Source organism: Streptomyces sp. NPDC051567, from assembly GCF_044454165.1.
GTDB lineage: Bacteria > Actinomycetota > Actinomycetes > Streptomycetales > Streptomycetaceae > Streptomyces.
This window is the reverse complement of record NZ_JBITDK010000020.1, coordinates 1-11,534: the sequence shown is the minus strand read 5'-3', so window position 1 is coordinate 11,534 and position 11,534 is coordinate 1. Positions and strand designations below refer to the sequence as shown.

Below are 11,534 nucleotides of genomic sequence, written 5' to 3'. Positions count from 1 at the left end.
CCCTGAGAGGGTGCGAGGTCTGCGGCCGTGGTGGGGGCTCGGGGGGTCTTCCCCGCCACGGCCGGCACACCCAACAACGCGCCCGGGGCCCCCGGGGTTACGCCCCGGGACCGGGGAGTGTCACAGCCAGCCGCGGTGCTTGAACGTACGGTGCAGGCCCAGGCACAGGCCCGCCATCAGGGTCAGGACCGCCGGATACCCCCAGACCTGCCGCAGCTCCGGCATGTGCTCGAAGTTCATCCCGTAGATCCCCGCCACCATCGTGGGGACGGCCGCCATCGCCGCCCACGCCGAGATCTTGCGCATGTCGTCGTTCTGCCGGACGCCCATCTGGGCCAGGTGCGCGGCCAGCGCGTCCGACAGCAGCCGGTCCAGGCCCTCGACGTACTCGTTCGCCCTGGTCAGGTGGTCGGCGACATCGCGGAAGAACGGCTTCGCGTGATCGTGCACGAACGGCACGTCCCCGGCCGCGAGCCGGTCCATCGGCTGGACCAGCGGGACCGTCGCCCGGCGGAACTCCAGCACCTGCCGCTTGAACCCGTAGATCCGCGCGGCGGTGTTCTTGCTGTCCGGGGCGTCCGGGGCGAAGACATCGGCCTCCAACTCCTCCAGGTCCGCCTGGAGCTCGGCCGCCACCTCGATGTAGTGGTCCACCACCGCGTCGGACACCGCGTAGAGCACCGCCGTCGGGCCGTGCCTGAGCACGTCCGGGTCCTGCTCCAGCCGGTGGCGCACGGCCACCAGCGGGCCCTCGCCGTGGCGGACCGTGACCACGAAGGAGTCGCCGACGAAAACCATCAGCTCGCCCGTGGTCACCGTGTCGCTCGCCTCGTCGTAGCGCACCGGCTTGAGGACGACGAACAGGGAGTCGTCGTACACCTCCAGCTTCGGCCGCTGGTGGGCGGTCAGCGCGTCCTCCACCGCCAGCGGGTGCAGCCCGAACTCCCGCCGGACGTGGTCGAACTCCTTCTCCGTCGGTTCGTGCACGCCGAGCCAGAGGAAGGCGTCACCGGTCGCCCGCGCCTCGGCGAGGGCGTCCGAGAAGTCGTCGGGGCCCTCCACCCGGGCACCGGACCTGTACATCGCGCAGTCGACAATCACGCCGGGCATTCTTCCCTGCCCGGACCCCCTCCGCACGCCGGGAACACCGCTTACGCTGACCCCATGGCCACGCTGATCCTCGTACGACACGGACGGTCCACCGCCAACACCGCCGGGCTGCTCGCCGGATGGACCCCGGGGGTGGCGCTCGACGAGCGCGGCGCGGAGCAGGCCGCCGCGCTGCCCGGGAGGCTGGCGGGGGTGCCGGTCGCCGCCGCCGTCACCAGCCCGCTGCAACGCTGCCGCGAGACCCTCGCGCCGCTGCTCGCCGCCCGGCCGGAGCTGGAACTCCACACCGACGACCGGATCGGCGAGTGCCACTACGGCGACTGGTCGGGCCGCAAACTCGCCGAACTCGCCGACGAACCGCTCATGAGGATCGTCCAACAGCACCCGTCCGCCGCCGCCTTCCCCGGCGGCGAGTCCCTGCGCGCCATGCAGGCGCGCGCCGTGGACGCCGTACGGGAGTGGGACGCGCGCGTCGAGGAGGAGCACGGCAGCGACGCCGTCCTCCTGATGTGCTCCCACGGGGACGTCATCAAGTCCCTGGTCGCGGACGCCCTGGGCATGCACCTGGACCTCTTCCAGCGCGTCGCCGTCGAACCCTGCTCGGTCACCGTCATCCGCTACACACCGGTGCGGCCCTTCCTGCTCCGGCTCGGCGACACCGGGGACTTCGCCGCGTTCACCGCGGACCCGGCAGCGCCGGAGCAGGGCGCGGCGGCCGGGGACGCCGTCGTGGGGGGCGGCGCGGGCGCGGCCTGATCGGGCGGCGCAGTAGGGTGGACGGGCCCACAACAAGTGCGCGCTGCCACCGAGACTTGGAGACTGGACGTGCCCCGTCAGGTGTTCCTCTACGACCCGCCGGACCGCTTCGTGGCCGGCACGGTCGGTCTGCCGGGGCGACGTACGTTCTTCCTGCAGGCCTCCTCCGGCCCCCGCGTCACCAGCGTCTCCCTGGAGAAGACCCAGGTCACGGCGTTGGCCGAGCGGATGGACGAGCTGCTGGACGAGGTCGTACGGCGCACCGGGGGCAATGCCCCGGTCCCGGCGGTGGCACCCGGCGCCGCCGACACCGCCCCCCTGGACGTCCCCGTCGACGAGGAGTTCCGCGTCGGCACCATGGCCCTGGCCTGGGACGGCGAGGAACAGCGGATGATCGTCGAGGCGCAGGCGCTCGTGGAACTGGAGGCCGGCTCGGACGAGGATCTCGCCGAGGCGGAGGAACGCCTGCTCCAGGACGAGGAGAACGGCCCGCCGATGCTGCGGGTCCGCCTCACCGGCGCCCAGGCCCGCGCCTTCGCCAAACGGGCGCTGGACGTGGTCAACGCGGGCCGGCCGCCCTGCCCGCTGTGCAGTCTGCCGCTGGACCCGGAGGGCCACGTGTGCCCCCGCCAGAACGGGTACCGGCGCCAGGCGTGAACGCCACGGGGGAGATCGAGGAACTGCTCACCCACGGTGAGCTGACCGTCGAGGGCCGGATTCGCGAGGCCTCCAACACCGTCCTGCGGTGCACCGTCACCCACGAGGGCGTGAGCACCGACTGCGTGTACAAGCCCGTCAAGGGCGAGCAGCCCCTGTGGGACTTCCCCGACGGCAACCTCGCCCAGCGCGAGGTCGCCGCCTACCTGGTCTCCGAGGCCACGGGCTGGGGACTGGTGCCCACGACGGTCCTGCGCGACGGGCCGTACGGGGAGGGCATGGTCCAGCGGTGGATCACCTCACCGCAACAGGACCCCGGCGAGGGCGGGCTCCTCGCGCTCGTCGAGGGCGAGGAGGCGGGGGAGGGCTGGAAGCCCGTCGCCCTCGCCTCGCGCGGCCCGGGCCGCACGGCCCTGCTCGTGCACGCCGACGACCCGCGGCTGCGCCGCCTCGCCGTCCTCGACGCCGTGATCAACAACAGTGACCGCAAGGGCGGCCACCTGCTCCCCGCACCCGACGGGCGCCTCTACGGCATCGACCACGGCGTCACCTTCCACACCGACGACAAACTGCGCACCCTCCTGTGGGGATGGGCGGGCGAGCCGCTGACGGACGAGGCCCGCGAGGTGCTGGCCGCCCTGGACGCCCGGCTGACCGCGGGAACCCCCCTCGCCACCCGGCTGGCCGAACTGATCACCGCGGCCGAGCTGGCCGCCGTACGGGACCGGGTGACGCGGCTGCTGCGCTCCGGGAGGCACCCGCAGCCGTCCGGGCAGTGGCCGGCGATCCCCTGGCCACCGGTCTGAAACCGGCCGCCGGCCACACGCACAGAACCAGCCAGATGGCAAGAGCGCCGATCAGGCCAACAGTGCAGGTCCGGTTCGTTTCAGGAACATCCGTCCGGTTACGCTCGACGCATGCATGCCTGGCCCGCTTCTGACGTCCCCGCCCTTCCTGGCAAGGGCCGCGACCTCCGGATTCACGACTCCGCGACCCGGGGGACGATCACCCTCGCCCCCGGTCCCGTCGCCCGTATCTACGTCTGCGGCATCACCCCGTACGACGCGACCCACATCGGTCACGCGGCGACCTACAACGCGTTCGACCTCGTGCAGCGCGTATGGCTCGACACCAAGCGCCAGGTTCACTACGTCCAGAACGTCACGGACGTGGACGACCCGCTGCTGGAGCGGGCGCGGCGCGACGGCCACGACTGGACCGCGCTCGCGGAACGCGAGACGGCCCTCTTCCGCGAGGACATGACCGCCCTGCGGATTCTGCCGCCGCGCGAGTACATCGGAGCCGTCGAGGCCATACCCGGCATCGTGCCGCTGGTCGAGCGGCTGCGGGACGCGGGCGCCGCCTACGACCTGGACGGCGACATCTACTTCTCCGTCGAGTCGGACCCGCACTTCGGCGGGGTCTCCCACCTCGACGCCGAGGCGATGCGGCTGCTCTCCGCCGAGCGCGGCGGGGACCCCGACCGGCCGGGGAAGAAGAACCCGCTGGACCCGATGCTGTGGATGGCCCAGCGCCCCGGCGACCCGAGCTGGGACGGCGGCTCGCTGGGCCGCGGCCGGCCGGGCTGGCACATCGAGTGCGTGGCGATCGCCCTGGACCACCTCGGCATGGGCTTCGACATCCAGGGCGGCGGCTCCGACCTGGCCTTCCCGCACCACGAGATGGGCGCCTCGCACGCGCAGGCGCTGACGGGCGAGTTCCCGATGGCCAAGGCGTACGTGCACGCCGGCCTGGTCGGCCTGGACGGCCAGAAGATGTCGAAGTCCCGGGGCAACCTGGTCTTCGTCTCGGCGCTGCGCCGCGCCGGGGTGGACCCGGCGGCGATCCGCCTCGCCCTGCTCTCGCGCCACTACCGCTTCGACTGGGAGTGGACGGACGCCGTCCTCGCCGAGGCCGAGGCCCGGCTGGAGCGCTGGCGCGCGGCCGTGTCCCGCCCGGACGGCCCGTCCGCCGACTCCCTGGTCGAGGAGGTCCGGGACGCCCTGGCCGACGACCTGGACGCCCCGGCCGCGCTGGCCGCGGTGGACCGCTGGGCGGAGCGCCAGAGCGCCTCGGGCGGCGCGGACGAGTCGGCCCCGGGCCTGGTCTCCCGCACGGTGGACGCCCTGCTGGGCGTGGCACTGTAACCACACCCCCGTCCCGGCCGGAACACACGGATGCCGGGCCCGCCGCACGTGCGGCGGGCCCGGCATCCGTCCATGACAGGTGTCCGGGGCCCGTGGGCGCCCGGCCGGCCGCTACGCCTCCGGGGGCGTCTCCTCCTCGTCCGGCGCGGACGCGGCCGGGGGCTGCGGGGACTCCTCCCCGGCCGTGTCCGGCCTGCGCTTGGGCGGGCGGGCCAGACCGCCCGAGGTGTCGCGCAGGTACGAGCCGTCCCCCGCCTCCGCCGCCGGGGGAGCCGACGGGTCACGGCGGCGCAGATACCGTTCGAACTCCCGGGCGATGGCATCGCCCGAGGCCTCCGGCAGGTCGGCCGTGTCCCGCGCCTCCTCCAGCGTCTGGACGTACTCCGCCACCTCGCTGTCCTCGGAGGCCAGTTGGTCCACGCCCAGCTGCCACGCCCGCGCGTCCTCGGGCAGTTCGCCCAGCGGGACCCGGATGTCGATCAGGTCCTCCAGCCGGTTGAGCAGGGCCAGCGTCGCCTTCGGGTTCGGCGGCTGCGAGACGTAGTGCGGCACCGCCGCCCACAGCGACACCGCCGGGACACCCGCGTGCGTGCACGCCTCCTGCAGGACACCCACGATGCCCGTCGGGCCCTCGTACTTCGTCTCCTCCAGGTCCATCGTGCGCGCCAGGTCCGCGTCCGAGGTGACCCCGCTCACCGGCACCGGCCGGGTGTGCGGGGTGTCCCCCAGGAGCGCCCCGAGGATGACCACCATCTCCACGCCCAGCTCGTGCGCGAACCCGAGGATCTCGTTGCAGAACGACCGCCACCGCATGGACGGTTCGATCCCCCGTACGAGGACCAGGTCACGCGGTTTCGCCCCGCCGATCCGGACCACCGACAGCCGTGTCGTCGGCCAGGTGATCTTCCGCACCCCGTTGTCCAGCCATACCGTCGGCCGGTTGACCTGGAAGTCGTAGTAGTCCTCGGCGTCCAGCGCCGCGAACACCTCGCCCTTCCACTCCCGGTCCAGGTGCGCGACCGCACCGGAGGCCGCGTCACCCGCGTCGTTCCAGCCCTCGAACGCGGCCACCATGACCGGGTCGATCAGCTCGGGCACGCCCTCAAGCTCGATCACCCAGGTCTCCTTCCGAAGTTCCCTTGTGTACGTGGGTCAGCCTAAGCCTTGGGACGACACCGGCCACAGCCCACGCGAGAGGGGCGGTTCCCCTGGAACCGCCCCTCTTCCCCACCCGCGCGGGAGCTACGCCTTCGGGTCCAGCATCTCCTGGACCCGGCCGCGGACCCGGGCGTCGTCCAGGCCGCGGACCGTCACCGTCGTGCGGCGGCGCAGCACGTCGTCGACGGTCTCGGCCCACTCCTTGTCCCGGGCGTAGGCGACCTGCGCCCAGATCTCCGGCCCGTCCGGGTGGATGCGCTCGGCCAGCGCCGGGTCCTCGTTCGCGATCCGCGCGATGTCGAAGGCCAGCGAGCCGTAGTGCGAGGCCAGGTGGCGGGCGGTCAGCGGGTCCATCCGCGAACCCGGCTCCCGGTCCACCAGCAGCCGGTGCGCGACCGCGTTCGGGTTGGCGACACCGGGCAGCGGGACCCGGCGCACCAGGGACTTCACCGGCTCCATGTCCTCGGCCAGCGGACTGCCCGGGAGCTTCGCCAGCTTCTCCATGACCACCCGGCCGATGTGGCGGTACGTCGTCCACTTGCCGCCCGCGACCGACAGCATGCCGCCCGCGCCCTCGGAGACGACCGTCTCCCGCTTGGCCTTCTCCACCCCGCCGGGGCCGCCGGGCAGCACCCGCAGACCCGCGAAGGCGTACGTCATCAGCGAGCGGTCCAGGTCCGCGTCCTTCACCGAGAAGGCCGCCTCGTCCAGGATCTGCTGGATGTCGGCCTCGGTGGCGCGCACATCGGCCGGGTCGCCCTCGTAGACCTCGTCGGTGGTGCCCAGCAGCAGCTGGTCCTCCCACGGAAGGGCGAAGGTGATGCGGTACTTGTCGATCGGGGTGGCCATCGCGGCCTTCCACGGCGACGCGCGCTTCATGACGATGTGCGCGCCCTTGGAGAGCCGGATGGACGGCATCGAGTGCTTGTCCTCCATCCGCCGCAGGTGGTCCACCCACGGGCCGGTGGCGTTCAGCACGACGCGCGCGTCGACCCCGAACTCGGTGCCGTCCAGACGGTCCTTCAGCTCGGCGCCCGAGACCCGGCCGCGAGTGGTGCGCAGGCCGGTGACCTCGGCGTGGTTGAGGACGACCGCACCGGACTCGACGGCCGCGCGGACCGTCATCACGGCGACCCGGGAGTCGTTCATCTGGTGGTCGTAGTAGACCGCGACGGCCTTCAGGTTGTCGGTGCGCAGCCCCGGGTTGTCGGCGGCGGCGCGGGCCGGGGATATCACCTTGCCGATGCCGTCGCCGAAGGCGGAGAGCGCCGAGTACGCGAAGACACCCGCGCCCAGCTTCGCCGCGCCGACCGGACCGCCCTTGTACACCGGGAGGTAGAAGGTGAGCGGGTTGACCAGGTGCGGGGCCACGTCCTTGGCCAGCACCCGGCGCTCGTGATGGTTCTCGGCGACCAGCTTGACCGCGCCGGTCTGGAGGTAGCGCAGACCGCCGTGGACCAGCTTGGAGGAGGCGGAGGAGGTGGCGCCGGCGAAGTCGCCGGCGTCCACCATGGCGACCCGCAGTCCCGACTGCGCGGCGTGCCAGGCCACCGAGGTGCCCAGGATGCCACCGCCGATGACCAGCAGGTCGTACGTGGCCCCGGCCAGCTGGCCACGGGTCTCGGCACGGCTCGGGTTCGAACCGGCGGTCGGGTGCGTACCCAGTGCGGGGACGCTCTGCGGGCTGCTCATATCCCTTGACTCCTACTTACTCGTCGATTGCGCCGGCCGTGCGGTCAGCTGGCGTCTTCGTCGTCGACCCAGCCCATGGACCGCTCGACGGCCTTGAGCCAGCTCTTGTACTCGCGGTCCCGCTGCTCGGCGGGCATCCGCGGGGTCCACTCCGCCGCGCGGCGCCAGTTGGCGCGCAGGGCGTCGGTGTCGGGCCAGAAGCCGACGGCCAGGCCGGCGGCGTAGGCGGCGCCGAGGCAGGTGGTCTCGGCGACCATCGGGCGCACCACGGGGGCGTCCAGGAAGTCCGAGAGCGTCTGCATCAGCAGGTTGTTGGAGGTCATGCCGCCGTCGACCTTGAGGGCCGCGAGCTCGACGCCCGAGTCCTTGGTCATGGCGTCGGTGATCTCGCGGGTCTGCCAGGCGGTGGCCTCCAGGACGGCACGGGCGATGTGCGCCTTGGTGACGTACCGGGTGAGACCGGCGATCACCCCGCGGGCGTCGGAGCGCCAGTACGGGGCGAAGAGGCCGGAGAAGGCGGGCACGAAGTAGGCGCCGCCGTTGTCCTCGACCGAGGAGGCCAGCGTCTCGATCTCGGCGGCGGACTTGATCAGGCCCATCTGGTCGCGCATCCACTGGACGAGCGAGCCGGTGACGGCGATGGAGCCCTCCAGCGCGTAGACCGGCTTCTGGTCGCCGATCTGGTAGCCGACCGTGGTCAGCAGGCCGCTGTACGAGTTGATGATCTTGTCGCCGGTGTTCATCAGCATGAACGTGCCGGTGCCGTACGTGGACTTCGCCTCGCCCTCGGCGAAACAGGTCTGCCCGAACAGCGCGGCCTGCTGGTCCCCGAGGGCGGAGGCGACCGGGACCCCGGCGAGGACGCCGGTCTTGACGTGCCCGTAGACCTCGGCGGAGGAGCGGATCTCGGGGAGGACCTGCATGGGGACCCCGATGGACTCCGCGATGCGCTCGTCCCAGGCCAGCGTGTGGAGGTTCATCAGCATGGTGCGGGAGGCGTTGGTGACGTCGGTGACGTGCACCCCGCCCTCGGCGCCGCCGGTCAGGTTCCAGATGACCCAGGAGTCCATGGTGCCGAAGAGGATGTCGCCGGCCTCGGCGCGCTCGCGCAGCCCCTCGACGTTGTCGAGCAGCCAGCGGATCTTCGGGCCCGCGAAGTAGGAGGCCAGCGGCAGGCCCGTCTCGCGGCGGAACCGGTCCTGGCCGACGTTGCGGCCGAGCTCCTTGCAGAGGCCGTCGGTGCGGGTGTCCTGCCAGACCAGCGCGTGGTGCACCGGCTCACCGGTGTGCCGGTCCCACAGCAGGGTGGTCTCGCGCTGGTTGGTGATGCCGACGGCCTTGACGTCGGCCGCGGTGAAGCCCGGAATGTCCTGGGCGGCCCTGGCGATGGCCCCGGCGACGACCTCCTGCACATTGGCCCAGATCTCGGTGGCGTCGTGCTCGACCCAGCCCGGCTTCGGGAAGATCTGCTCGTGTTCCTTCTGGTCGACGGCGACGATGCGGCCGTCGCGGTCGAAGACGATGCAACGGGAGGAGGTGGTGCCCTGGTCGATCGCGGCGATGAAGGGGCCCGTGCTGCTGGTCATGATGGCTGCTCCTGGCAGGTCTCGGAGGGGGGCGGGTTCAGGATGTCGGTGCGGATCTCGCGAGGGTGCGGGCGCCGGTCAGGCGAACGCGACGGTGTACAGACCACCGGCGACGACGGCACCGATGAGCGGGCCGACGACCGGAATCCAGGAGTATCCCCAGTCCGAACCGCCCTTGTGGGGCAGCGGCAGCAGGGCGTGCACGATGCGCGGACCGAGGTCGCGCACCGGGTTGATGGCGTAGCCGGTCGGACCGCCCAGCGAGAGGCCGATGCCGACGACCACGAACGAGGTGATCAGGACGCCGATGACACCGAGGCCCTTGCCGTCGTCCTGGAGCCCCTGGGTCAGGATGGCCAGGACCAGGACGGCGGTGCCGATGATCTCGGTGACCAGGTTCTGGGCGACGTTGCGGATCTCGGGGCCGGTCGAGAAGATGCCGAGGACCGGGCCGGCCATGTCGTGCGGGTGCGGGTCCTGCGGGCCGAGCGTGGCGTCCCGGATGTGCTCCGGGTCCGACAGGTGGGCGCGGAACTGGCCGTAGTACGTGATCCACATCAGGACGGCGCCGAGCATCGCGCCGAGCAGCTGGCCGGCGAAGTAGACGGGCGCGTCGCCCCACTCGCCGGTCTTGACGGCGATGCCGACGGTGACCGCGGGGTTGAGGTGGGCGCCGGACAGGGGCGCCGAGACGTACGCGGCGATCATGACGGCGAAACCCCAGCCGAAGGTGATCGCCAGCCAGCCCGCGTTGCGGGCCTTGGAGCTCTTGAGCGTCACGGCGGCGCAGACGCCACCGCCGAGCAGGGTGAGCAGGGCGGTACCGATGGTCTCGCCGATGAAGATGTCGGAGCTGGACACCCGCGACTCCTTTGTCTATGTCCAGGGGCGGCGGACACCGGAGTCCCGTCCGGTCGGTCCGCGCACGCGCACTCGGTGAGTGCTGCACCGGTCCTTGGCCTTGCCATACCCTAACGCTTATTGCCGGTAGGTGTTCGACAATGCCGACCGATGAACGGCAGTTTTCCGCTCGGGTGAAGAAGGCGTCAAGGGCTGCGGGCGTCAAGGTGCCGGATCGTTACCACCGGGTAGGACTACCCAGGTGCACCCGTGATCCAGTCCGGACAGGACGAAAAGAGGGCACGAATCAGCCGGGTGGCGGCCGTCATGCCCTCGAAAACGGTCGAAAAGAGACCGCAGGAGGCGGTGAGGGGGCTACGAGGGGGCCGCGAGACGGTCAGAACCGGCCCGCCCCGAGATCGCGGGAGACGGCGCGCGCACAGTCCCGCACGGACGCCACCAGCGCCGCCCGGGGCTCCCCGGACTCCCCGCAGACCCGCTCCACGGCCCCCGCGACCGCCACCGCGCCCACCGGCATCCGCCGCCGGTCGTGGATGGGCGCGGCCACCGAGGCGATGCCCTCCCAGGTCTCCTCGACATCGGCGGCCCAGCCGCGCGCCCGGGTCAGCCCGAGGGTCTCCTCGAAACCGCCCGCGTCCGTGACCGTGCGGGAGGTGAACGCCTCGCGCTGCGCCTCCACCGCCTCGGTGTGCGCGACCGGGTCGTACGCCGACAGCACCTTGCCCAGGGCGGTCGAGTGCAGCGGCTGCATGGCCCCGACCTCCAGCACCTGACGGCTGTCGTCGGGCCGGAACACGTGGTGCATGATCAGCACCCCGCTCTTGTGCAGCACCCCCACGTACACGCTCTCGCCGCTCGCGCGGGCCAGGTCGTCCGTCCAGACCAGGGCCCGCGCGCGCAGCTCGTGCACGTCCAGGTAGCTGTTGCCCAGCCGCAGCAGCTCCGCGCCCAGCTGGTAGCGGCCGGAGGCCGGGTCCTGCTCGACGAAGCCCTCGGCCTGCAGGGTGCGCAGGATGCCGTGCGCCGTGCCCTTGGCCAGGCCCAGGGCGGAGGCCACGTCCGACAGCCCCAGCCGGCGCTCGCCGCCCGCCAGGAGCCGCAGCATCGCAGCGGCTCGTTCGAGCGACTGGATGTTCCGTGCCATCGCGCAGCCTCCTGCTGACCGGTGCCGGCGGAGCCGACTGTGTTGATGCGGTTCGACAATGCTGAACAGTATCGGTCGATGCCGACCTTCCGCATGGCCGGGGAAACTCCGCTCACGCTGTTCCCCGCCACAGAATGCAGTCCGTCACATGGGACACCCTCACCGGGGCCGTCACCGCCCGGTTACCCTGACCGCGTGCACCCTTGACACAGCAGGGGTGCAAAGCCGACAGCCGTCGCATCCCAGGGAGCACTCCATGGCCTCGTTGCCGAACCTGCCCGCCGACCCCCGGACCCGGGCGGACGCCCTCCGAGAGGCACTGGCCACTCGCGTCGTCGTCGCCGATGGAGCCATGGGAACGATGCTCCAGGCGCAGGACCCCACTCTGGAGGACTTCCAGCAGCTGGAGGGCTGCAACGAGAT

The 11,534-nt window shown here is 72.0% G+C and carries 10 protein-coding genes; 4 read left to right on the top strand and 6 right to left on the bottom strand.

The window, feature by feature from the left end; all coding sequences use genetic code 11:
- Window positions 1-120: 120 nt before the first annotated feature.
- Window positions 121-1,110 (bottom strand): magnesium and cobalt transport protein CorA, encoded by a 990-nt coding sequence (locus ACIA5F_RS21265; RefSeq protein WP_399355212.1) that lies wholly within the window; start codon window positions 1,108-1,110, stop codon window positions 121-123.
- Window positions 1,111-1,164: 54 nt separating this feature from the next.
- On the opposite strand from ACIA5F_RS21265, the gene ACIA5F_RS21260 reads away from it, so the two are divergent.
- From ACIA5F_RS21260 to mshC, 4 genes are all read left to right on the top strand, one after another.
- A complete protein-coding gene (locus ACIA5F_RS21260) occupies window positions 1,165-1,866 on the top strand; it encodes a histidine phosphatase family protein (protein ID WP_399355210.1) in 702 nt (233 codons plus the stop codon).
- 69 nt (window positions 1,867-1,935) lie between these two features.
- The gene (locus ACIA5F_RS21255) at window positions 1,936-2,523 is read left to right on the top strand and encodes a DUF3090 domain-containing protein (protein WP_399355209.1); all 588 of its coding nucleotides are present in this window, start codon (window positions 1,936-1,938) and stop codon (window positions 2,521-2,523) included.
- Window positions 2,487-3,329, top strand: coding sequence for an SCO1664 family protein (locus ACIA5F_RS21250; protein WP_399355207.1), 843 nt, complete (start codon window positions 2,487-2,489; stop codon window positions 3,327-3,329). The genes ACIA5F_RS21255 and ACIA5F_RS21250 overlap by 37 nt, the downstream gene beginning before the upstream one ends.
- Before the next feature lie 111 nt (window positions 3,330-3,440).
- Window positions 3,441-4,670, top strand: a complete 1,230-nt coding sequence (gene mshC, locus ACIA5F_RS21245; protein ID WP_399355205.1) for a cysteine--1-D-myo-inosityl 2-amino-2-deoxy-alpha-D-glucopyranoside ligase — start codon at window positions 3,441-3,443, stop codon at window positions 4,668-4,670.
- Window positions 4,671-4,781: 111 nt separating this feature from the next.
- Here the strand turns inward: mshC and ACIA5F_RS21240 are convergent, their stop codons facing one another.
- The 5 genes from ACIA5F_RS21240 to ACIA5F_RS21220 form a co-directional block, all read right to left on the bottom strand.
- Complete coding sequence (locus ACIA5F_RS21240) at window positions 4,782-5,786, bottom strand: PAC2 family protein (RefSeq protein ID WP_399355203.1); 1,005 nt, start codon at window positions 5,784-5,786, stop codon at window positions 4,782-4,784.
- 126 nt (window positions 5,787-5,912) lie between these two features.
- On the bottom strand, window positions 5,913-7,520 hold the full coding sequence (locus ACIA5F_RS21235; RefSeq protein WP_399355201.1) for an FAD-dependent oxidoreductase: 1,608 nt from the start codon (window positions 7,518-7,520) through the stop codon (window positions 5,913-5,915).
- A 44-nt stretch (window positions 7,521-7,564) separates the two neighbouring features.
- Entirely contained in the window at window positions 7,565-9,106 is a 1,542-nt protein-coding gene (gene glpK / locus ACIA5F_RS21230; RefSeq protein ID WP_399355199.1) for a glycerol kinase GlpK, read from the bottom strand.
- A gap of 78 nt (window positions 9,107-9,184) precedes the next feature.
- A complete protein-coding gene (locus ACIA5F_RS21225) occupies window positions 9,185-9,967 on the bottom strand; it encodes an MIP/aquaporin family protein (protein ID WP_399355197.1) in 783 nt (260 codons plus the stop codon).
- A 376-nt stretch (window positions 9,968-10,343) separates the two neighbouring features.
- Window positions 10,344-11,111 (bottom strand): IclR family transcriptional regulator, encoded by a 768-nt coding sequence (locus tag ACIA5F_RS21220; RefSeq protein WP_399355195.1) that lies wholly within the window; start codon window positions 11,109-11,111, stop codon window positions 10,344-10,346.
- Window positions 11,112-11,534: the final 423 nt, after the last annotated feature.